Here is a 21,937-nt window from a genome sequence, read left to right as displayed (position 1 = left end):
CGCCCCTGCCCCGAGCCTCCGCCCCGCTCAAGCCACCCGCGTGGCTCCCGCGTACGGCATCTCGTCCAGTGGTGCCACGCGTACCGGGGCCGAAGGGTTCGGGGCGTGGATCATCTGGCCGTTGCCGACGTAGATGCCCACGTGGCTGATGCCGGAGTAGAAGAAGACCAGGTCGCCGGGGCGGAGTTCGGAGCGGGCGACGCGGCGGCCGGCGTTGATCTGGGCATAGGTGGTGCGGGGGAGTGAGACACCGGCGGAACGATACGCCGCCAGAGCCAGGCCCGAGCAGTCGAAGGCGTTGGGGCCGGTGGCGCCCCAGACGTACGGACTGCCGAGCTTGGAGTAGGCGTAGGAAATGGCCGCGGCGGCACGGGAGTTGGGGGCGTCGGCGATGGAGATGGCAGGTGAGACCGGGCCGGTGATGAGGCGCCCGGAGGGCGAGGAGAAGCGCGAGGCGCGTCCCGCGCCGGCGCCCGGCGCGGAGAGGCGCACACGGTCCTCCTCTGTGAGCCGGTCAAGAAGCCGGCGTGCTTCGGTCAACTTCGAGGTGACCGTCTTCCTGTGCCGCTTCAGATCGGCCTGCCGGGACTTGAGGGTGCCCAGTTCGACGCGGGCGGCCCCGCGCAGCCGTTCGATCTCCCGCAACTGCTGCCGTACGGACGCCACGTCCGCCGCCTGTCGGCTGCTGACCAGCTCGGCGAGTTCGGCGCGGTCCAGATACTGGTCCGGGTCACCGGAGAGCGCGAGCTGCCACGAGGGGTCGATGCTTCCACTCCGGTACTGCGCCGCCGCCAGCGGACCCAGTTCCTCGCGCGCCGAGTTGAGCCGGTCCGTACGGCGGGCCGCCTGGTCGCGCAGTTGCTCCAGCTTTTCCTGAGCCTTGTCGGCCTTCTCCTTCGCCCCGTTGTACTTCTCGGTGGCGACCTCCGCCTCCTCGTACAGTTTGTCCACCTTCGCCTTGACCTGGTCGGGTGTCGGCTGTGGATCGGCGTGCCCCGTGCCGTCGAATCCGGTCGCGGTCGCGGCGCCCGCGAGGGCGATTGTCGCGGCGGAGCGGAACGATTGGCCGCCGAGCGAGCGCTGTCTGGGCTTGCGGTGCGCTGCCACGTGGACTCCATGTCCTCTCGTACGACCGCCGTCCGTACGCACACGTTCGGTGCGCACAGACCGCCTGGGGGAGCGGTTACGCGTCCGGCGGCGGCCCGCACAGGGGGGAGCGGGACGCCGCCGGACCTCCTCGGCGGTGGTGTCCGACTGCCGCCCCTGGCCCGGGCGGCGGTGGGGAGCCGGTCACCTGGTGCAGGACGCTAAACCTGTCCGTGTCGGCCCCGTAACACGTTGTACGGAAGTGGCGCGCACCGACCGCGAGGTGACCGTATGTGACCGTGATCCGGTCCTGGCGCCGCCGACTCCACGCTCTGCGATGACCGATGCGGCGATTTCGAGCCGGAAGGGACGAAATGATGCTATGGGGTGCATATATGCAAGATTGTTTGACTGTCGACGGGCCCCGATGGCGGATGGCGCGTCCTTGACGGCGGCGGGCCCGGTGTCCAGCAGACCAGAGGCTCCTTACTAGGCTCCGCCCATGGACGTACTCATCCACCTCTTCGTCGCCCTCCACATCATCGGCATCGCCTCCCTCCTCGGCGGTTTCCTCACCCAGATGAAGGCCATGAGTCAGGGCACCGCCCGCTTCGTCCCCGCGATGCTCCACGGCGCCCTGACCATGCTCGTCACCGGCGCTGTTCTCGTCGGTCTCAGCCAGGCCGACGACCAGCCCGTCAACAACCTCAAGATCGGAATCAAACTTGCCCTGCTGATCGTGATCCTGGGCCTGGTCTATGTGAAACGGGACGACGAGACCGTCGACAAGCCCCTGTTCGGGCTCGTGGGCGCACTGACCACCGCGAACATCTTCATCGCGGTGCTGTGGACGTGAGTGACCGGCGCGTCGCCTACGCCGGCCGCACCACGCTGTGGATCGACCCCTCGCCGTCGTAGAAGATCGACTCCTCGCGAACGTACGCCCCCGGCTTCGGGGCGTGGATCATCATGCCGTTGCCGATGTAGAGGCCGACGTGGCCGATGTTGTCGTAGAAGAAGATGAGGTCGCCGGGCCTGGCGGAGGTGAGGGGGATGGTGGTGCCGGCGGTGACCTGGTCGTAGGTGGTGCGGGGGAGATCGACCCCGGCGGCCTTCCAGGCGGCCTGGGTGAGGCCGGAGCAGTCGTAGGAGCCGGGGCCGGTGGCGCCCCAGACGTACGGCTTGCCGATCTGCGCGCGGGCGAAGGTGAGGGCCTTGGCGGCTTTCGAGGCGTAGGTGGAGTCCTCGACCGTCGTGGTCGTGGTGGTCTCGGCGGCCGTGCCCGTGGACGTGTTCGTCTCAGTGGCCGCGCCTGTGGAGGTCTCCTGCTGAGCCTCCTGCGTACCCTGCGCCGTTGACTGGGCCGCCGCCTGCTGACGGGCCAGTTCCTCGGCCCGGCGGTCGGCCTCCTCCTGCTCGCGCTGCTCGATCGCCGCGAGCCGGGCCTTCTCCTCGGCGGTCAGCTGCGACAGCAGCTCGCGGGCCTTGGCGAGCTTCGCCTGGACCTTGGCCTTGCTCGCCTTGAGGGCGTTCTGCGACTCGGTGAGTTGTTCGAGGCTGTCGGTCGCCTTCTGGCGCTGCTCGGCCGCCTCGGCCTGCTGTGTGATGTAGTCGTCGACGGCGGCCTTCTGGCGGTCCGTCAACCGATCCATCAGCTGGTTCTGGTCGAAGTAGTCCTGCGGGCTGTCCGCCAGCAGCAGCGCCGCCGTGTCGGAGGAGGCCGCGCCCGTGCGGTACTGCGCCGCCGCGAAGGAACCCAGTTGCTCCCGTGCCTCGTTGAGCTTCTCCGTGCGCTGGGCGACGTCGTCGAGAAGGGTGTCGACCTTCTTCTTCTGCTTGGCCGTCTTCTCCTTGGCCGAGTTGTAGCTCTCGGTCGCCGTCTCCGCTCCGCGGTAGAGGGCGTCCACCTTCTTCTCGACCTCCTCCAGGCTGGGCCTGTCGTCGGTCGAGGGGGCGGCCTGGGCCGTCTGGGAGAGCAGGGCCACGGAGGTGAGGGCGGCGGTGGCGAGAGCGGGGGTGCGTATGCCCGCGCGCGTTCGGCCGGCCGGACGCGGCTTGCGGTGCGCCATGGTTCGGCGACTCCTTCCGTAATCCGCCTACCGAGTTAGCTGTCGGGTTCGGGCGCAAGCTTCGGAAGGTTTGCCCTACGACCCTCGCCGCGTACGGCGGTCGGGTCGATTCACCCCAGAGGTCGGTGGGTCCCCGGCTCCGGCTGCCACGGGAAGGCGTACCGGACTCGGCGGAGGCCGTGCGGCCCGGCGACGTTCGCCGGTTGGGTCGTACGGCCCACCAAAACGCTAGCCAACTCGTGTGGCCCGTGTGAAGGTTGATGTTCGATATGCCCGATACGTTTTCGTGACCTTGGCCTCGCGGGCGCGATAGGTGGTACGTTCGATCGCTCACCGTAAGAGAACAGGTGCGGTGAGTGATGATCGGGCGTCCGAAGATCGTCCGGTGCGTGAGTCCGGAATCATTCGGTACGGACTTCCCGGGGCGGCCCCTCGCTGTCAGTGGGGGCGCCTAGACTCGGAGAGCGATGAGCAGCCTCTTTGACGACAGCTTCCTGGCGGACCTCCAGGCCCCTCGTGGGCACGAGGAGGAGCCTCCGCCACCGCCCGAGGACGATCACGTACCGGAGTCGGTTCCGGACGATCTGTTCGGCGGGAAGTTCGACGTGCCGCCGGACCGGGACGCCTACTACCGCGACGGTGCCCCCCGCCCGGCGATCGACGCGGCGGCGCTGCTGGAAGGGCTGAACGAGAACCAGCGCGCGGCCGTCGTGCACGCCGGCACCCCCCTGCTCATCGTGGCCGGCGCCGGCTCCGGCAAGACCCGGGTGCTCACCCACCGCATCGCCCATCTCCTCGCCGAGCGGAACGTCCACCCGGGCCAGATCCTCGCGATCACCTTCACCAACAAGGCCGCGGGCGAGATGAAGGAGCGCGTCGAGCAGCTCGTCGGCCCGCGCGCGAACGCGATGTGGGTGATGACCTTCCACAGCGCGTGCGTACGGATCCTCCGGCGGGAGTCGAAGAAGCTCGGCTTCACCTCGAGTTTCTCCATCTACGACGCCGCCGACAGCAAGCGCCTCATGGCCCTGGTCTGCCGCGACCTGGACCTCGACCCCAAGCGCTTCCCGCCCAAGTCCTTCAGCGCCAAGATCAGCAACCTCAAGAACGAGCTGATCGACGAGGAGGACTTCGCCGCCCAGGCCTCCGACGGCTTCGAGAAGACCCTCGCCCAGGCCTACGCCCTCTACCAGTCCCGGCTGCGCGAGGCGAACGCCCTCGACTTCGACGACCTGATCATGACGACGGTCAATCTGCTCCGCGCCTTCCCCGATGTCGCCGAGCACTACCGCCGCCGCTTCCGGCATGTCCTCGTCGACGAGTACCAGGACACCAACCACGCCCAGTACGCCCTGGTCAGGGAGCTGGTCGGCACCTCCGAGCACCCCGTCGGCGTACCGCCCAACGAGTGGGACGTACCGCCTGCCGAGCTGTGTGTCGTGGGTGACGCCGACCAGTCGATCTACGCCTTCCGCGGCGCGACGATCCGCAACATCCTCCAGTTCGAGGAGGACTACCCGGATGCGACGACGATCCTCCTGGAGCAGAACTACCGCTCCACGCAGACCATTCTGAGCGCGGCCAACGCGGTCATCGAGCGCAACGAGTCCCGCCGCCCCAAGAACCTGTGGACCAACGCCGGCGCGGGCGCGCAGATCACCGGCTATGTCGCCGACACCGAGCACGACGAGGCGCAGTTCGTCGCCGACGAGATAGACCGGCTGACGGACGCGGGTGAGGCGAAGGCGGGCGACGTCGCCGTCTTCTACCGTACGAACGCCCAGTCCCGTGTCTTCGAAGAGGTCTTCATCCGCGTCGGCCTGCCCTACAAGGTCGTCGGCGGTGTCCGCTTCTACGAGCGCAAAGAGGTCCGCGACGTCCTCGCCTACCTGCGCGTCCTCGCCAACCCGGAGGACTCCGTCCCCCTGCGTCGCATCCTCAACGTGCCCAAGCGAGGCATCGGCGAGCGCGCGGAGGCGATGATCGACGCCCTCGCTCAGCGGGAGAAGATCAGCTTCCCGCAGGCGCTGAAGCGCGTCGACGAGGCGTACGGCATGGCCGCCCGCTCGACCAACGCCGTCAAGCGGTTCAACACGCTGATGGAGGACCTCCGGACGATCGTCGAGTCCGGCGCCGGCCCGGCCGCCGTCCTGGAGGCGGTCCTCGAACGCACCGGCTACCTCGCCGAGTTGCAGGCCTCCACCGACCCGCAGGACGAGACCCGGATCGAGAACCTCCAGGAACTCGCCGCCGTCGCCCTGGAGTTCGAGCAGGAGTCCGGAGCCGGTGCCGGCGAGGGCGCCGACGCGGGCGAAGGCGCCGGTGCAGGTGCGGCGTCCGGTGGGCTCGCCGACTTCCTGGAGCGGGTCGCTCTGGTCGCCGACTCCGACCAGATCCCCGACGACGAGGAGGACGGCTCGGGCGTCATCACGCTCATGACCCTCCACACCGCCAAGGGCCTGGAGTTCCCGGTCGTCTTCCTGACCGGCATGGAGGACGGCGTCTTCCCGCACATGCGCGCCCTCGGCCAGACCAAGGAGCTGGAGGAGGAGCGTCGCCTCGCATACGTGGGAATCACCCGCGCGCGTGAACGGCTCTACCTCACTCGTTCCTCCATGCGCAGCGCCTGGGGCCAGCCTTCCTACAACCCGCCGTCCCGCTTTTTGGAGGAGATCCCGGCCCCGTACCTGGAGTGGAAGCGGACAGGAGCCACCGCGCCGGTCTCCTCCGGCCCGGCCGCCGGCATCGCGTCCTCTCTGTCGTCGTCCCGCTCGCGTTCCTCGGCCTCCGGCGCGTCGGGCTTCGCCACCCGCCGCACCGACGAGAAGCCGGTGGTCTCCCTCGCCGTGGGCGACCGCGTCACCCACGACCAGTTCGGCCTCGGCACGGTCGTCGCGGTCAAGGGCACGGGCGCCAACGCGGAGGCCACGATCGACTTCGGCGACGCCAAGCCGAAGAGGCTGCTGCTGCGGTATGCGCCGGTGGAGAAGCTGTAACTCGGTGGGGCGTGCCCCCTGGAGTGGGGCTCTCGACGGGGCGCGCCCGGGAGTGGAACTCAACGGGGCGTGCCCAGGTCGGGGACATCCCCGGGTATCGGTGCGGTCGCTCGACAGGCGCGTCCGGACTCACACGGCGAGCATGAACGCGAAGGCGCACAGAGCGAATCACGAAGCCGACAGAGTGAGCCGAGAGCCGACTCGGTAAATGCGCCCTGGACTCGATAAGGCCAGCCGCAGCTCGATCAAGTCCGGTCCGGCGGCTGAGGACGAGGCCGGAGGCCGATGGGAGCCGGGGGGCCGGGGGGCTCACCCCAGTAGGGGGTGCTCAAACCTACCGGCGCGTGTCCACCTACGTCGGGTCCAGCCCATGGCTACGGAGCCACGGCAACGGGTCTATGGCGGAGCCCCCGGCCGGGTGCACCTCGAAGTGCAGGTGCGGCCCGGTCGAGTTGCCCGAGTTGCCGGAGTACGCGATGACGTCGCCGGCCTTGACGGTCGTACCGGAGGCGACCTTGTACGTGGAGAGGTGGCAGTACCAGGTCTCGGTGCCGTCCTTGGCGGTCACGATGACCATGTTGCCGTAGGCGCTGTTCCACTGCGTCCGTACGGTGCCGTCGGTCGCGGCCATCACCGGCGTGCCGTAGGAGACGGGGAAGTCGATGCCGGTGTGCAGGGACATCCAGTTGACGCCGGCCTGCCCGTAGTACGCGCTGAGGCCGTGCTGTGAGACCGGCAGCGCGAATTTCGGGCGCAGCCGCTCCTTGCGGGCCGCCTCCGCCGCCGCCTTCTTCTGCTCCAGCTCCTGCTGGGCCTTGAGGTCGATGCGCTCCTGGGTGCGGCTGGCCCGGTCGGCGAAGTCGTCCGCCTCGGCGGAGAGGCTTTCGAGCTGGGTGTCGAGCTGGTTGTTGGCCATGGACGGTTTCACCGCGGTGGCGTCCGACTTGGTCGCCGCCGTTGTCTCCGTGTTGTCGTCCCCGCCGACGCCGACGGAGGCCGCCGCGATCCCCGCGACACCCATGACACAGGCCGACGGAACGGCCACGGTCAGCAGGGCGGAACGTTTGGCCGGAGCACGACGACGCGAACGCGAGGCCGCGCGGGCAGCCGCCCGACCGGGGCTCGGGTTCCGGGGGGCGGCCGGGGTGACCTCCTCCTCGCCGTCGAGAAGACCGGCGCGGTCCGCGTCGTCGACCTCGAACTCGCCGTCCGTTGGAAGGGGGTGGTCCTGGTCGTACGGGGCGATCTGCTCGAAGGTCGCCGTCGCCTGCTGGGCGAACACCATGGCCTCGGCCGAGGGATGCTCGTGCGCGTCGCGTGACTCGGGGGTACCGCCGCCGTGGTCGTACGAGTCAGGAGTGCCGTCGCCGTGGTCGTGTGACTCCGGGGTGTCGCCGCCGTGCTCGTCGATGGTGGCGGACGCGCCGTCGCTGTTCCACTGCGTGGCGTCGAACACGCCCGTTGCGAAGTGCTGGATGCCGACCCACTGCTGGGTCTGGTCGGCGCCCAACTGGCTCGTCCGGTCGAGCTGTTCCGCCTGCAGCCAGCCGCTCGCGTCCCACTGGCCGCTGGAATCGGGGCCCGTGGACTGCGCCGGAACCTGGGCGAGGTGCTCATAACCGGCCGACCAGGACGTCGTGTCGTAGCTACCCGTGTCGAACGCGGCATGGTGCTGCGCGGCGTACGGGTCGTAGTTCAGCGTCTGGTGGCTGCCCGTCGACCACTGCGAGGCGTCGTAGGAACCGGTGCCGTTGTCGTTGCCCGGCAGGTCACCGAAGAGGGGGTCGGTCGCGAAGGTGCCGGTGGCGGTCGCGTGCGCGCCGGTGCCGGAGTCGGGACCGGACTCAAAACCAGTGGCGGTGTAGTCCCCGTACGTGGTGAAGTCGCCGCCGAAGGTGGCTCCCTGCTGGCCGTACGACGCGAAGTGCGCCGGATCGGCTTCGGAAGCCGGAGCCGGGGATGTTGCGGTCCCCGACGGGTGACGATCGTTCACCAACTTCTCTTTCGCCTCGACGACAGGGGCTGGCAGAGCAGTGCGGCGACTGTACCCGGCGGTATGCGGGCGCGACAATCTTCAACGGGTTTCACGGCCGTAGGAAACGGGCATTCGAGCGTCTTTCGGCGGCCTGTGGGTACGACTTTGGCTTTGTGTTCGAAACCTGTTCGATATCGGACGGCTGTGTGCGGGGGTCGTGGGGCGGCCGAGTTGCGGGGGCCGGGGCGTTCCGCGACGTGACGGCGGGCCTGCGGTGGGGCGCGTGGTTGTTGTCCGGAGGGGTATCGCGGCCCGGACGCGTGGCGGGGGCGCATGGGCATACGCCGGGTTTACGCCAAGTTCAGTCCGCTTTACGTCAGGATCGGACTGCCCTGCGCCACGATCTGATCGTCCTGCGCCGCCTACGCCACGGTCAGGCCGCCGGGGCGGGCGGTGGGGCGGGCTCCCGTGGAGGGTGTGTCGAGCGCCTCGCATATTCCTGTGGCGACGGCGGGGTGCACGGGCAGGGCGAGGTGGCCGATGCCCGTGACCTGGACGTTCTGCACCATCAGGTCCGGGTGGTCGATGCAGGCGGTCTCCACCGGGTCCATCAGGTGGTCGAAGTCGCTCCAGAACGCCACGAAGCGCGTACGGCAACCCGGCGCCGGTTCGCGCAGGTCCTCCAGGACCTGCGACCCCGGACGCATCTGGCGGACGATCGGGTGCGCGTTCGCGAGCGGTACGACCCGGGTGCCGCCGTGCGGGGTGCCGAGCGTGATGAGCGTACGGACGCGGCGGTCGCCGCCGAGCCGCTGCACGTAGTACCGCGCTATCAGTCCACCCAGGCTGTGCCCGACGACGTCCACCTGCTCCTGCCCCGTGCGCTCGCAGATGTCCTCGATGTGCCGGTCGAGCAGCTCGGCGGCGGTGCGGATGTCGCAGGTGAGGGGCGAGTAGTTGAGCGACTCGATGTGCCGGCCGCCGTGCTGCGCGAGGGCGCGGCGCAGCAGGACGAAGACGGAACGGTTGTCGATGAAGCCGTGCAGGAGGACGACCGGGGGTTTGTCCTCGGTCGGGAGGCGGGGGGTGTCGGCTGAAGGGAGTGCGGGCGGGGTCCGGCGCTCCTGGGCGATCCCGGACGGGTAGAGCAGCAGATGCCCGGCGAGGATCGCCAACTCCAGGGCGGTCGCCTTGACGAGCGCCATGGAGAGCCCTGCCAGCCTGATCGGCAGCAACCGCTCACAGAGCGGTACAAAAGGCGCTATCGCCCCGATGACCTTCATGCCCGACCTCCCGGCGACAAACGGGCGGCCGATTCTGCCTCCCCCCGTATGCTTTTGTGAAGAGCCGAAATCACGGGTGACGGATGACGGATGACTTGTGTGCGCAACGTAGGCGGTACGCGGACGCTGGTGCGTGCGTGATGCGTCCCACAGCTACTACGGCACGTGATGAGTGCGCGACGCATGGTGCAGCGGTGCTGTGGCGAGGGCCCTCCTGATTCCCCCGCGTCCCGTCTGTCGCTGCTGCCCTTCTGTCATCCGCCGCCTGCCGAACGCCGGTCCGCCCCACCGCGCCGTGGCCTCCCACGGACAGCGGGGTGGTGCGGCGCCCTCTCGACGACTCTCCTTTGCGGCCGCACCCGCCCCTTGGCGCGCACGCCACAGGGCCCGGACGTACGGCACGGATGCCGTGATCATCCTCGATCCCCGCGACGCGTGAGCCGCGGAAACCGGGAACAGTGCGCGGCGAACGTGTCCTACGTGTGATTTCCCCCTCGGTATCCACCGCGAAACTGCGGGGTGCGGGATGCTGGAGATAACGTTCGTTCACTTCTCCGGTGGTGTGGTGCTGGTAGCCGTTCTGTGGATGCGGAACCGATGGCGTGCGGACGTAGTGCGGCGGGTAGTGAGTGTGCGGTGCGCACGGTTCGCGCCTTTTGTGCGGCTGTGCTTAGTTACGGGTTGGTTGTAGTCGTTTCATGGAGGAAGTGATGGGTGTGGCAGCCGGTCCGATCCGCGTGGTGGTGGCCAAACCGGGACTCGACGGCCATGATCGCGGGGCCAAGGTGATCGCGCGGGCGCTGCGCGACGCCGGTATGGAGGTCATCTACACCGGCCTCCACCAGACGCCGGAACAGATCGTCGACACCGCGATCCAGGAGGACGCCGACGCGATCGGCCTCTCCATCCTCTCCGGCGCCCACAACACGCTCTTCGCCGCCGTCATCGACCTCCTCAAGGAGCGCGACGCCGAGGACATCCTCGTCTTCGGCGGCGGCATCATCCCCGACGCCGACATCCCACTTCTCAAGCAGAAGGGTGTGGCCGAGATCTTCACCCCGGGCGCGACGACCGCGTCCATCGTGGACTGGGTGCGCACGAACGTCCGCCAGCCGGCCGAGGCGTAGGCCTCCGGCGGTCGGGCCGCATTGTCGGCTGCGGATGAGTGGGGGCTGGCCGCTCCCCCATCGCGGCGAAGCCGCACATCGATACAGCCCCGCGCCCCTCAAAGCGCGGGGCGCGCCCGGGCTCTTTCAGGCGCGGGGAACTGCGTGAGCAATCACACACAACCCGCACCCGCCAACCAACCCCCTCCTCTCGAGCTGGATGGCGTGGCGGGGCCGAAGGGGCGGCAGCCCCTGGGAGATGGGGCGGCGGGGGCGAGACAAGAGGGACAAGTCACGGCGCCAGCTCGGCCCACATCGCCGCCCGCAACCGCAGCGTCGTCGCAAGCCGCTGAAACGCCTCGGCCCAGTACCCCCCGGCCCCCGGCACCGCATCCTCGGGTTCCTCGGCGACAGCCGCGAGCGGCTCCAACCGCCCCACCTCCCCAGGATCCAGACACCGCTCGGCCAACCCCATCACCCCACTGAAACTCCACGGATAACTCCCCGCATCCCGCGCGATGTCGAGCGCGTCCACCACCGCCCGCCCCAACGGCGCAGCCCACGGGACCGCACACACCCCCAACAACTGAAACGCCTCCGACAACCCGTGCGTGCCGATGAACCCGGCCACCCACTCGGCCCGCTCCTCATCCCCCAACGTCGCCAACAACTTGGCCCGCTCGGCCAGCGACACGGCCCCCGGCCCCCCGGCCTCGGGCGTGGAGGGCGCGCCCAGCAGCGCCCGCGACCACCCGGCATCCCGCTGCCGCACCGCCGCCCGGCACCACGCCCCGTGCAGCTCCCCCTGCCAGTCGTCCGCGACCGGCAGCGCCAGGATCTCCTCCGGCGTACGCCCCCCGAACCGCCGCGACCACGCCCCGAGCGGTGCCGCCTCCACCAACTGGCCCAGCCACCACGACCGTTCGCCCCGCCCGGCGGGAGCCTTCGGCTGCACACCGTCGCGTTCCATGCCCGGGTCGCACTCGTGCGGGGCCTCGACCACGATCGTGGGCGTGTCGCTCATGTGGTCGACGGAGACGCAGGCGGTCGCCCGCTCCGCCATCCGCCCCGCGAGCGCCGAGGCGGGCAGCGCGGACAGCAACTCCGCCGCCGTGGCCCGCACATTGCGACTGCGGTCGGCCAAAGCCCCTTCCAGGAACGGCTCGTCCTCCGCCCCCAGCCCCGTTCGGAGAGTGTCGAGGAACATGAGCCGGTCCTCGGCCCGTTCCGTCGACCAGGTGGCGGCCAGCAACTCGCGTGCGGCGGCGGGGTCCTGGGCCCGCAGCGCCGTGAGCAGGGCGACGCGCTCCGCGAACAGGCCTTCATGCCAGAGCCGTTGGACGCGTTCCGGCTCGGCCGCTGCCGGCAGCGCCTCGCCGCTGCCGGGAGCGGCCCGCAGCGCGAAACGCCAGTCCGTGTTCAGCCGGGCCAGCCACAACGCCCGCGGGCCGGCGAAGGCCAGGGCGGCGGGCCGCAGGTCGGTACGGCCACGCGCCGCGTCGAGCAGCGCGGGCAGCGTCTCCGGTGGCGGCGCGTAGCCGTACGCGTTCGCCAGCGCCAGCCACTGGGGCAACAGCTCCATCAGATCGGGAGCCGCACCCCGGCGGCCCCCACCCGCGCCGGGCCGGTCGGCCAGCAGCGTCGCCAGCCTGCGCGCCGCGGCGGGCGGCAGCGGCGGCCGTACGTCCGCGAGCGCCGGCTCCGGCCGCGCCGCCGCCCGTACGGGCCGTATCCCCGCCCTGCGCCGCACGGTCTCCACCGCCGCCGCGTCCAGCAGCGCCACTGGCGCCTCCCGGCCGGGCCCCGACCCCGGAGGCGTACGACGATCCGTGCCGAGCAGCGCCGTCGTGACGAGCTCCTCCCAGGAGGGCCCCGTCGAAGCGGCCGAAGTGCTGGTCATGAGTGTTCCTTCCGTGCCGGGACGGTCGGTCGTACAGGTCTGGGGAGGCGAGTGCGGTCAGTCCCGGGGAGCCGCGCGGGATCGCAGACGGGGTGACTGTGGTCCACGCGCGTGCCGACCTGGTCGTACCGCGTGCCGTCGAGCCCGGGGCGACGGGTGAGGGCAAGCCCCGGGGAGTTGAGTGCGATTGAGTCCCGGGGGCGAGATCGGCCCGCTTTCCTCAGCACAATGCCACCGCCTGCCCGGCCGTCGGCCCCTGTGCCCCTTCCGCCCATGCCGTCAGGGGAGTGAAGCCGCGATGGCCGCATTCGCCGAAGACGGTGACGGGGTTGCCGCCGGAGAGGGCGACCAGGCGCCACAGGCCCGGGCGGGAGAGGGCGGACTGGGTGATGGGGAGAGCCAGGTCGGTGTCCGCGTCGGTCAGTTGCCAGGAGTCGCCGTCCGGGGTCGGTATGACGCGGGTGAGGGTGACCGGGTAGGAGTCCAGCCATGGGTCGTCGCGCAGGGCCTCGCCGTAGCGGGCCGCCGCGTCGGCCGGGGTCGTCCCCGGTGGTCGTATGTCGGACGGCTCGGGTGCCGTGAATCGTTCGCCCAGGGCGGCCCGTAGCTGCCCCGCGCCCGGGTATGCGGACAGCTCCGCCTCGAACGCCAGCCCCACAGGAAGCGACAGCTCGGGTGCGCGGCCGGCGGCTCCATAGGAGAGGAGCAGTGCCGTACGGCCCGATTCGGCGCCGTGGAGCCAGATACGGCGGGTGGTGAGACGGGAGTCGGAGGTGTCGTACTGGGCGAGGGCGAGCCAGCGGTCGCGGATCGGCGGCCCGTCCGGGGAAGCGGGCAGGCCGACGCGGGAGCGGACCGTGGCCGCGAGGCCCTCGGGGAGCCGGTCCCGGCCGAGCCAGCCCTGGTCGAGGAGGTGGAGGAGGGCGCATTCCTCCAGCAACCGGACCGGCCAGCCCGGGCCCGATCCCGGTATGGCCCCCAACTCCCGGACCCGCGCGGCGAGTCCGGGAGCCTGGGCGTCGACCATACGGGCCGCCGTCTCCTCCCACAGCCCGTACCCCGCCTGCTCCGCGGTGGCCAGGCCACCGCGGAGCAGGTCGGTCAGGCGTTGTTCGAGCTCCGTCGCGCCGGCGGTGATCCGCTCGGCGCGACGCTCGGCCCGGCGGCGCGCCGCCTCGGGATCAGCGGACGTGGCCCCAGATGCCGCGCCCGTCATCGTCGTCCTCTCCGCCGCACGCGCGCGGCGGCCGGACAACCACTGCTCCGCCCAGTCCGGCGGCTGCCCGGGTGACACCGCACCGTCGCCGCCCGCCCAGAGAAGCAGCAGCCCCAGCGCGTGCTTGCACGGGAACTTGCGGCTCGGACAACTGCACTTGTACGCGGGCCCGGCGGAGTCCGCTACGTCGACGATCGTTTGATACGGCTTGCTTCCACTGCCCTTGCATAGTCCCCACACCGTCCCCTCGTCCGAAGTGCCCGCCTGCGACCATGGTCCGGCCGCGGCGAGTTTGCTTCCGGCTTTGCGCGACGCTGCGTCAGGCGCCAGTGCCAGCACCTGCTCAGCCGTCCAGCGCACCCCCTGCTGAGTCATGTTTCGAAGGTAGATCCCACCACTGACAATTGGCTTGCGCCAGTCAATTTTCGCAGGTCAGACTGGATTGTCAGTGGCTTGGTGCAGTCTGGTGACCAGATCCGAACCGGCCGAGCTGGAGGGGGACTCAGCCATGCCTGCGTCCGTTGAAACGACCACCGTCGACCCGAGCCACAACCAGTCCGCGCCCGCGAACGCGCACACGGATGCGCACGGAGACGCGCGCCCGGGTGAGCGCGCAGACGTACGCACGGACACGCCCACGGGACAGCCCGGGGAGCTGTCGGAAGGCCCGGAGGGGGCAGAAGGATCGGAACGAGTCGAAGGAATCGCGGAACCGGTCGGCGGTGAGGCCCTGCGACCGCACGCCGAGCACGCCTTCGCGGCCGAACTCGCCGCGCTGGCAACACAGGACGACCGGCCCCGTCCGGCCCGCTGGAAGTTGTCGCCGTGGGCCGTCGCCATGTATCTGCTCGGCGGCACACTGCCCGACGGCACAATCATCACACCCAAATACGTGGGTCCGCGACGCATTATCGAGGTCGCCGTCACCACCCTCGCCACCGACCGCGCCCTGCTCCTGCTCGGTGTGCCCGGCACGGCCAAGACCTGGGTGTCCGAGCATCTGGCCGCGGCCGTCAGCGGCGACTCCACGCTGCTCGTGCAGGGCACGGCGGGCACGCCCGAGGAGGCGATCCGCTACGGCTGGAACTACGCGCAGCTGCTCGCCCACGGCCCGAGCCGTGACGCCCTCGTGCCCAGCCCCGTCATGCGGGCCATGGCGGAGGGCATGACGGCCCGCGTCGAGGAACTGACCCGCATTCCGGCCGACGTCCAGGACACGCTGATCACGATCCTTTCCGAGAAGACGCTGCCGATCCCGGAACTGGGGCAGGAGGTACAGGCTGTCCGCGGCTTCAACCTGATCGCCACGGCCAACGACCGCGATCGCGGGGTCAACGACCTGTCGAGCGCCCTGCGCCGCCGCTTCAACACGGTGGTGCTGCCGCTGCCGGAGAGCGCCGACGCCGAGGTCGACATCGTCTCGCGCCGAGTCGACCAGATCGGCCGCTCCCTCGACCTGCCGGCCGCGCCGGACGGCATCGACGAGATCCGCCGCGTCGTCACGGTCTTCCGCGAGCTGCGCGACGGGGTCACGGCGGACGGCCGTACGAAGCTGAAGTCGCCCAGCGGCACGCTGTCGACCGCCGAGGCGATCTCCGTCGTCACCAACGGCCTCGCCCTCGCCGCCCACTTCGGCGACGGCGTCCTGCGCGCTTCCGACATCGCCGCCGGCATCCTCGGCGCCGTCGTCCGCGACCCGGCCGCCGACCGCGTCATCTGGCACGAGTACCTGGAGACCGTCGTCCGCGAACGCACCGGCTGGACGGACTTCTACCGCGCCTGCCGTGAGGTGAGCGCGTGACGGGGCATGAGGAGCGGGGAGTCGGGGTGCAGTCGTCCGACGAGTGTCAGGGGGAGGGGCAGCCGGGACGGGGCCGGTCGACTGACGGTGGGCCGTTGCTGCTCGGGGTGCGGCATCACGGGCCGGGGTCGGCGCGCGCGGTGCGGGCCGCGCTGGAGGCGGCCCGGCCCCGGGTGGTGCTGATCGAGGGGCCACCGGAGGCGGACGCCCTGATCCCGCTCGCCGCCGACGAGGACATGCGGCCCCCGGTCGCCCTCCTCGCCCACGCCGTCGACGAACCCGGCCGCTCGGCGTTCTGGCCGCTCGCCGAGTTCTCCCCGGAGTGGGTGGCCATCCGCTGGGCCCTGAGCCACGGCGTCCCCGCCCGCTTCATCGACCTGCCGGCCACGCACACATTGGCCTGGGCGAAGGAGGAGACGGCGGCTGCCGAGCCGAAGGGGACCGGCTCACCGCCGAAGGGTTCTGGCGCGCCGCCGGAGGAAGCGGCCGCGGTTGGGGCGTCCGCATCTGATGAGGAGGCGGCCCTTCCCGGGGGTTCGGCCGACGTGGCGGCTTCGGCTGAGGACTCGGCTGAAGGAGCGGCGGCCTCGGGTGGGCAGGAGACCGAGGGCGCGGCTGCGGAGCCGAGCGGGGAAGCGCCGGCCGAGGAGCCGACCGGGGACCCGAATCGGGAGCCGACCGGGGAGGCGGATGGGGAGCCGGCCGGGGAAGCGGCCCGGGTCGATCCGCTCGGGGCTCTTGCCGAAGCCGCTGGTTACGACGATGCCGAGCGGTGGTGGGAGGACGTGGTCGAGCATCGGGGGACCGGTGGGGACGTCTTCGCGCCGTTCGTCGTGCTGGAGGAGGCGATGGGGGCGCTGCGGGAGGTGTACGGGGACGGCGGCCCCGACCGGGATCCGGTGCGTGAGGCGTATATGCGGTTGCAGGTGCGGGCCGCGCAGAAGGAGTTCGGGGACGACGCGGTGGCCGTGGTGTGCGGGGCCTGGCATGTGCCCGCGCTGCGGGAGAAGCGGACCGTGGCGGCCGACCGGGCGCTGCTGAGAGGGCTGCCCAAGGTCAAGGCCGACATGACCTGGGTGCCGTGGACGCACCGGAGGCTGGCGCGGGCCAGCGGTTACGGGGCGGGGATCGACTCGCCGGGCTGGTACGGGCATCTGTTCGGCGCGCCCGACCGTCCCGTCGAGCGGTGGCTGACCAAGGTGGCCCGGCTGCTGCGCGAGGAGGACAGGATCGTCTCCTCCGCGCATGTCATCGAGGCGGTACGGCTGGCCGAGACGCTCGCCGCGATGCGCGGGCGCCCGCTGCCGGGGCTGACGGAGACCACCGACGCCGTACGGGCGGTGATGTGCGACGGCTCGGACGTGCCGCTGTCGCTGGTGCACGACCGGCTGGTGGTCGGCGATGTGCTGGGGGAGGTGCCGGCGGCGGCTCCGGCGGTGCCGTTGCAGCGGGATTTGGCGCGCTTGCAGCGGCGGCTGCGGCTCAAGCCGGAGGCGCTGGAGCGGGAGTTGGAACTCGACCTTCGCAAGGAGAACGACGCCGAACGCAGCCGCCTCCTGCACCGGCTGCGGCTGCTCGGCATCGAGTGGGGCGAGCCTGCTGCCTCGCGCGGCAGCACGGGGACGTTCCGGGAGACCTGGCGGCTGCGCTGGGAACCGGAGTTGGCGGTGCGGGTCGCCGAGGCCGGGGTGTGGGGCACCACGGTGCTCTCCGCGGCCACCGCGAAGGCCGAGGCCGACGCCCTCTCCGCCCAGTCGCTCGCCGACATCACCGCACTCGCCGAGCGCTGTCTCCTCGCCGAACTGCCGGACGCCCTGCCGGTGGTGATGCGGGTGCTCGCCGACCGCGCCGCCCTCGACGCCGACGTCGGCCACCTCGCCCAGGCCCTCCCGGCCCTGGTCCGCTCCCTCCGCTACGGCGACGTCCGCGCCACCGACACCCGGGCGCTGGCCGAGGTCGCCGCCGGCCTCGCCGAGCGGATCTTCGTCGGGCTCCCGCCCGCCTGTGCCGCCCTCGACGCGGAAGCCGCGCAGGAGATGCGTCGCCATGTGGACGCGGTCCACGGGGCGGTGGGGCTGCTGGGCGACGCCGTAGCGGTGGAGCACGCCGCCCCGGCTGATCGGGCGGATCACATCGACCGGACGAATCAGCCGGACGAGGCGGAGTCGGCGGCACCGGACGGTGACACGCGGAGCGGCATCCGGGCCCGTTGGCACTCCGTGCTCCGCGTTCTCTCCGGGCGGGACACCGTTCCGGGCGTCATCCGGGGGCGCGCCGTGCGACTGCTGCTGGACGACGGGGAGTTGGCGCAGGACGAGGCGGCGCGGCTCATGGGGCTCGTGCTGTCGCCCGGTACGGCGCCGGCCGACGCGGCGGCGTGGATCGAGGGGTTCGTCGGCGGCGGCTCGGGCGGCGGGATGCTGCTGGTGCACGACGAGCGGCTGCTCGGGCTGGTGGACGCCTGGCTGACCGGGGTGCCGGGGGACGCGTTCACCGACGTACTGCCGTTGCTGCGGCGGACGTTCTCGGCGTACGAGCCGGGGGTGCGCAGAACGCTGGGCGAGCTGGTGCGGCGCGGGCCGGGGCGGCGGGAAAGCGCGGCGCCCGGCGGGGCCGGCATACCGGGCTTCGCGGCCGAACTCGACGGCGACCGTGCGGACGCGGTGCTGCCGGTGGTGCGGCTGCTGCTCGGCCTGGACGGCGACCAGGGGAACGCCGAGGACAACGGCAGGGCCGGCGCCGACGACATCGCGCATGACCTTGTGAACGACTTCGTGGGGGTGACGGGATGAAGACCGACGAACCGAGGGAGCCGAGGCAGGCCGCCGTCGCGGTGGACGCCGGGTACGGGCATGGGCCCGGGGCGCGATCCGGCGACGGTGCCACGGCGACCGTGCGGGTGATCCCGCTCTGGGACCGGCCTCGTACGGGGGTGCGCGGATGACGACAGGCGAGGCAAGGACGCCGGGGACGGCCGAGGTGGACCCGGACGCGGGCGCCGTCGACGAGCGGTTGCGGCGCTGGCGGCTGGTGCTGGGCGGGGACGCGGCGGACGGCACCGGGTGTGCGCTGGGCGGGCAGGACGCGGCGATGGACAAGGCGTTGACCGCGCTGTACGGGAAGGGGGACAAGCCGCAGTCGGGGCGGGACCGTTCGGCGGGGCTGGGGGCGTCGGCGCCGTCGGTGGCTCGGTGGCTGGGGGACATCCGGACGTACTTCCCCTCCTCCGTCGTGCAGGTCATGCAGCGGGACGCCATCGACCGGCTCGGGCTGTCCACACTGCTGCTGGAGCCGGAGATGCTGGAGGCGGTGGAGGCCGATGTCCACCTCGTCGGCACGCTGCTCTCCCTCAACAAGGCCATGCCGGAGACGACCAAGGAGACCGCGCGTGCCGTCGTACGCAAGGTCGTCGAGGATCTGGAGAAGCGGCTCGCCACCCGCACCCGGGCCACCCTCACCGGCGCCCTCGACCGCAGCGCCCGCGTCAACCGGCCGCGCCACCACGACATCGACTGGAACCACACGATCGCGGCCAACCTCAAGAACTATCTGCCGGAGTACCGGACGGTCGTACCCGAGCGGTTGATCGGTTACGGGCGGGCGTCGCAGTCGGTGAAGAAGGAAGTCGTCCTCTGCATCGACCAGTCGGGGTCGATGGCGGCGTCCGTCGTCTACGCGTCCGTGTTCGGGGCGGTGCTCGCGTCCATGCGGTCCATCAGCACCCGGCTGGTCGTCTTCGACACGGCCGTCGTCGACCTCACCGACCAGCTCGACGACCCCGTCGACGTCCTCTTCGGCACCCAACTCGGCGGCGGCACCGACATCAACAGGGCGCTCGCGTACTGCCAGTCGCAGATCACCCGGCCCGCCGACACGGTGGTCGTGCTGATCAGCGACCTCTACGAGGGCGGGATACGCAACGAGATGCTGAAGCGGGTGGCGGCGATGAAGGCGTCGGGGGTGCAGTTCGTGACGCTGCTCGCGCTCTCAGACGAAGGGGCGCCGGCGTACGACCGCGAGCACGCGGCGGCTCTCTCGGCCCTGGGCGCACCGGCGTTCGCCTGCACGCCCGACCTGTTCCCCGAGGTGATGGCGGCGGCGATCGAGAAGCGGCCGTTGCCGATACCGGAGAGCGCGTGATCCGTCGGGCGGCGGGTGAGCGTGGGCCTGGGCGGCGTCGTCCGTGGCAAGAGTTGAGAACCGGACAGAGGACGTGGAAAAGCGGACATGACAACGCATCGGTGACCCGAGGCTTGCGCGACGACGGGATTCCCGTGCGAGGATCGGCAACGCCTCACGACCTTCACACGGTTGTTCGCATCTTCACCCTTGCTTCGTCGTTCCGCCGCACGGGAGGAAGCTCCCCGCCTTGACTCCAGCAGCCGTTCCGCCCGGTGCCGGTGTCGCCCTGCGCGTGCTGCGCGGGGCCGCCGGACGCCGAGTGGCGCAGGTGATGCTGCTGGTCGGCGGACTGTTCGTGCTCGGGTTGCTCTCCGGGGAGCGGGCGAGCGCGGCGGACGGGGTGCCGACGTCACCGCCTTCTGTGGGTACGACGCTGACTTCGACCGCGACGGGGCTCGTCCCCTCGGCGGGGGCGACCGCGGAGGAGACGGGCCGCTCCGTCCGGAAGGCCGGGCGGCACACGGGCGCCGACGAGGATCTGATCGACCGGACGTTGTCGCCCGTCGGTCGCGCCGTGGTCCCGGTCGGCCGTGCGGTCCGTGCGGTGTCCCCGGTCGGTCATGCGGTGGTCCCGGTCAGGGAGCGCGTCGTCGAGCCGGTGACGAAGCCTGTGGTCCAGCCGGTGACGAAGCCTGTGGTCCAGCCGGTTGCCGAGCAGGTGGTTGAGCCGGTCTCCGAGCACGTCGTACGGCCGGTCGACCAGGGCCTCGTAGAGCCGGTCGCCGATGACGTCGTACGGCCCGTCACCGATGACGTCGTACGCCCCATCACCGAAGACCTCGTTCAGCCCGTCGCCGAGGGCCTTGTGCAGCCCGTCGCCGATCAGGTCGTACGGCCGATCGGTGAGGTCGTGGAGTCGGTGGCCGAGGGCTTGGGCGAGGTGTCGTCGGAGTTTCCGCCGGTGACCGAGGTGCCGGAGCTTCCGGAGCTGCCTGGGCTTCCGGAGTTGCCGGAACTGCCCGGGCTGCCGGTGTCGCCCGTGCTGCCCGGGAAGACCCTGCCCGCTGATGTGGCGCCGCAGGTGCCGGGCGGCGCCGGGGCCGAGAGGGCGGGTGCTGTCGAGGTCGTCGGCGGTGAGCGGGACGCCGGGCCGGATGTCGTCGTGCAGGGGCCGCAGGCCTGGGGCGGCGGCGTGGTGGCCGTGGCGGCGGGGCATCGGGACGCCGGGGTCGGGGATGCGCGGACCGCGCGGTTGCCCGGGCCGCAGAGTCCCGACGACCTTCCGACCGGCGCGCTCGGTGGGCACTCCGCCGCCGACAACGGTGGGCCACGGCATGCCGAGCCGCTCGCCGTCACTTCTCTTCACAGGGCGCCGCTGAGCCTCGTGCCCGGCGTCTCCGCGGCCGATGTCGCGGACGGGACCCGGGACCGGCACCGGGACATCCCCGAGTTCCCCGGCTAGGACAGGCCGGCCGCTTCCCCGCCAGACCTGTCGCGGGGGTGGAGCAGGGCCTGCCTGTCGTCCGGGCACGCTTCCCTTTTCCGGAGGCCCGGGCGCAGGCCCCTCGGGGCCGGAGCCACGACCTCGTCGGATTGACGGTGACGGCAGTCCCCAGGTGCCCGGCCGCTGGTCCCCCACTCCCGGACCGGCAACGGAAGCGACGGCGCGGCCGGAGCGACGTCACCGACGGGCCGCCTCCACCACCTCCACCATCGCCCACCACCGCCATCGTCCAGGTCGCGCCCGGCTACGTCCCGCGCCGCGTCCGAGGGTGACGGGCCACGTGGCAGGCGGCCGACGCAGCAGGCGGCTGAGGTAGTCGGCGGACAGCGGTCGACCGGCGTCCCGGTACGACCGGCGTGCAGGCAGTTGACGTAACGCGCGGTCGGCGGACGGGCGGTCGGCGAGCGGACAGTCGGCGAGCGGACAGTCGGCCCGCGCACGGCAACCAGCGCAGGGAAACCGGCTCACAACTTGACTCTCCGACCGGTGTGAACCCGGACGGCCGAAATCCGTCGGTCGTGTTCGGGGGAGGCGGGCGGAGGGTGGGCGGATGGTCCCCATTGGGGAGGGGATCACCCGCCGGGGGCCCTTCTGTGGTATGGGAGGGCCTTGAAGGGGCCCGAAGGACGCGCCTATCTCGGGGCGATGGCCGCCGCCGCCAACTACGGCCGGGCCAACCGCCAACTGCTGTCGGACGCGGCCCGCCGGGTCTTCCGCCGCGCCACGGGAGCCCGGCTGACGCTGGTGTACGACGTCTCCCACAATCTCGCCAAGATCGAGACCCATACGGTGGCCGGAGCACGGCGCCGACTGTGCGTGCACCGCAAGGGCGCCACCCGCGCCTTCCCGCCCGGGCACCCCGACCTCCCGCGGGATCTG

15 protein-coding genes and 1 riboswitch are annotated in these 21,937 nt (G+C 71.4%); of the genes, 9 read left to right on the top strand and 6 right to left on the bottom strand.

The window, feature by feature from the left end; all coding sequences use genetic code 11:
• Positions 1-27: 27 nt before the first annotated feature.
• Positions 28-1,107, bottom strand: coding sequence for a C40 family peptidase (locus tag STRIP9103_RS26840; RefSeq protein ID WP_048821042.1), 1,080 nt, complete (start codon positions 1,105-1,107; stop codon positions 28-30).
• A 481-nt stretch (positions 1,108-1,588) separates the two neighbouring features.
• Between STRIP9103_RS26840 and STRIP9103_RS26835 the strand changes: the two genes are divergently transcribed.
• Entirely contained in the window at positions 1,589-1,942 is a 354-nt protein-coding gene (locus tag STRIP9103_RS26835) for a hypothetical protein (RefSeq protein ID WP_009323967.1), read from the top strand.
• Positions 1,943-1,958: 16 nt separating this feature from the next.
• On the opposite strand, the gene STRIP9103_RS26830 is transcribed toward STRIP9103_RS26835, so the two are convergent.
• Complete coding sequence (locus STRIP9103_RS26830; RefSeq protein ID WP_009323953.1) at positions 1,959-3,155, bottom strand: C40 family peptidase; 1,197 nt, start codon at positions 3,153-3,155, stop codon at positions 1,959-1,961.
• A gap of 9 nt (positions 3,156-3,164) precedes the next feature.
• A riboswitch (cyclic di-AMP (ydaO/yuaA leader) is annotated at positions 3,165-3,338 on the bottom strand.
• Positions 3,339-3,622: 284 nt separating this feature from the next.
• Here STRIP9103_RS26830 and pcrA point away from each other — a divergent pair.
• Positions 3,623-6,151, top strand: coding sequence for a DNA helicase PcrA (pcrA, locus tag STRIP9103_RS26825; protein ID WP_009323925.1), 2,529 nt, complete (start codon positions 3,623-3,625; stop codon positions 6,149-6,151).
• Between the two features lie 352 nt (positions 6,152-6,503).
• On the opposite strand, the gene STRIP9103_RS26820 is transcribed toward pcrA, so the two are convergent.
• Both STRIP9103_RS26820 and STRIP9103_RS26815 read right to left on the bottom strand, forming a co-directional pair.
• Entirely contained in the window at positions 6,504-8,144 is a 1,641-nt protein-coding gene (locus tag STRIP9103_RS26820) for a M23 family metallopeptidase (protein ID WP_048821041.1), read from the bottom strand.
• Between the two features lie 404 nt (positions 8,145-8,548).
• A complete protein-coding gene (locus tag STRIP9103_RS26815) occupies positions 8,549-9,409 on the bottom strand; it encodes an esterase/lipase family protein (protein WP_009323949.1) in 861 nt (286 codons plus the stop codon).
• Positions 9,410-10,119: 710 nt separating this feature from the next.
• On the opposite strand from STRIP9103_RS26815, the gene STRIP9103_RS26810 reads away from it, so the two are divergent.
• On the top strand, positions 10,120-10,536 hold the full coding sequence (locus tag STRIP9103_RS26810) for a cobalamin B12-binding domain-containing protein (protein ID WP_048821040.1): 417 nt from the start codon (positions 10,120-10,122) through the stop codon (positions 10,534-10,536).
• 271 nt (positions 10,537-10,807) lie between these two features.
• Here the strand turns inward: STRIP9103_RS26810 and STRIP9103_RS26805 are convergent, their stop codons facing one another.
• On the bottom strand, positions 10,808-12,415 hold the full coding sequence (locus STRIP9103_RS26805) for a DUF5691 domain-containing protein (RefSeq protein WP_009323951.1): 1,608 nt from the start codon (positions 12,413-12,415) through the stop codon (positions 10,808-10,810).
• Between the two features lie 220 nt (positions 12,416-12,635).
• Positions 12,636-14,006 (bottom strand): SWIM zinc finger family protein, encoded by a 1,371-nt coding sequence (locus tag STRIP9103_RS26800; protein WP_009323920.1) that lies wholly within the window; start codon positions 14,004-14,006, stop codon positions 12,636-12,638.
• A 133-nt stretch (positions 14,007-14,139) separates the two neighbouring features.
• On the opposite strand from STRIP9103_RS26800, the gene STRIP9103_RS26795 reads away from it, so the two are divergent.
• The 6 genes from STRIP9103_RS26795 to STRIP9103_RS26775 all read left to right on the top strand — a co-directional run.
• Positions 14,140-15,432 (top strand): ATP-binding protein, encoded by a 1,293-nt coding sequence (locus tag STRIP9103_RS26795; RefSeq protein WP_234022299.1) that lies wholly within the window; start codon positions 14,140-14,142, stop codon positions 15,430-15,432.
• Positions 15,433-15,527: 95 nt separating this feature from the next.
• Positions 15,528-18,224, top strand: a complete 2,697-nt coding sequence (locus tag STRIP9103_RS26790) for a DUF5682 family protein (RefSeq protein WP_009323947.1) — start codon at positions 15,528-15,530, stop codon at positions 18,222-18,224.
• Entirely contained in the window at positions 18,221-18,376 is a 156-nt protein-coding gene (locus tag STRIP9103_RS50125; protein ID WP_009323937.1) for a hypothetical protein, read from the top strand. Before STRIP9103_RS26790 ends, STRIP9103_RS50125 begins: the two co-directional genes overlap by 4 nt.
• On the top strand, positions 18,373-19,572 hold the full coding sequence (locus STRIP9103_RS26785; protein ID WP_009323934.1) for a vWA domain-containing protein: 1,200 nt from the start codon (positions 18,373-18,375) through the stop codon (positions 19,570-19,572). The genes STRIP9103_RS50125 and STRIP9103_RS26785 overlap by 4 nt, the downstream gene beginning before the upstream one ends.
• Positions 19,573-19,801: 229 nt before the next feature.
• Positions 19,802-21,016, top strand: a complete 1,215-nt coding sequence (locus STRIP9103_RS26780; protein ID WP_009323945.1) for a hypothetical protein — start codon at positions 19,802-19,804, stop codon at positions 21,014-21,016.
• Positions 21,017-21,667: 651 nt separating this feature from the next.
• Positions 21,668-21,937: RtcB family protein (locus STRIP9103_RS26775; protein ID WP_009323909.1), on the top strand; the 270-nt coding region annotated here is incomplete at its 3' end.

This window comes from Streptomyces ipomoeae 91-03, assembly GCF_000317595.1.
GTDB classification, from domain to species: domain Bacteria; phylum Actinomycetota; class Actinomycetes; order Streptomycetales; family Streptomycetaceae; genus Streptomyces; species Streptomyces ipomoeae.
This window is presented reverse-complemented; position numbering and strand designations above follow the sequence as displayed.

What these genes read in the sequence shown, in the direction of transcription:
- STRIP9103_RS26835 (WP_009323967.1), top strand. Translation starts at nt 1,589, where the DNA reads ATGGACGTACTCATCCACCTCTTCGTCGCCCTCCACATCATCGGCATC.
- STRIP9103_RS26830 (WP_009323953.1), bottom strand. Translation starts at nt 3,155, where the DNA reads ATGGCGCACCGCAAGCCGCGTCCGGCCGGCCGAACGCGCGCGGGCATA.
- pcrA (WP_009323925.1), top strand. Translation starts at nt 3,623, where the DNA reads ATGAGCAGCCTCTTTGACGACAGCTTCCTGGCGGACCTCCAGGCCCCT.
- STRIP9103_RS26815 (WP_009323949.1), bottom strand. Translation starts at nt 9,409, where the DNA reads ATGAAGGTCATCGGGGCGATAGCGCCTTTTGTACCGCTCTGTGAGCGG.
- STRIP9103_RS26810 (WP_048821040.1), top strand. Translation starts at nt 10,120, where the DNA reads ATGGGTGTGGCAGCCGGTCCGATCCGCGTGGTGGTGGCCAAACCGGGA.
- STRIP9103_RS26805 (WP_009323951.1), bottom strand. Translation starts at nt 12,415, where the DNA reads ATGACCAGCACTTCGGCCGCTTCGACGGGGCCCTCCTGGGAGGAGCTC.
- STRIP9103_RS26800 (WP_009323920.1), bottom strand. Translation starts at nt 14,006, where the DNA reads ATGACTCAGCAGGGGGTGCGCTGGACGGCTGAGCAGGTGCTGGCACTG.
- STRIP9103_RS26795 (WP_234022299.1), top strand. Translation starts at nt 14,140, where the DNA reads ATGCCTGCGTCCGTTGAAACGACCACCGTCGACCCGAGCCACAACCAG.
- STRIP9103_RS50125 (WP_009323937.1), top strand. Translation starts at nt 18,221, where the DNA reads ATGAAGACCGACGAACCGAGGGAGCCGAGGCAGGCCGCCGTCGCGGTG.
- STRIP9103_RS26785 (WP_009323934.1), top strand. Translation starts at nt 18,373, where the DNA reads ATGACGACAGGCGAGGCAAGGACGCCGGGGACGGCCGAGGTGGACCCG.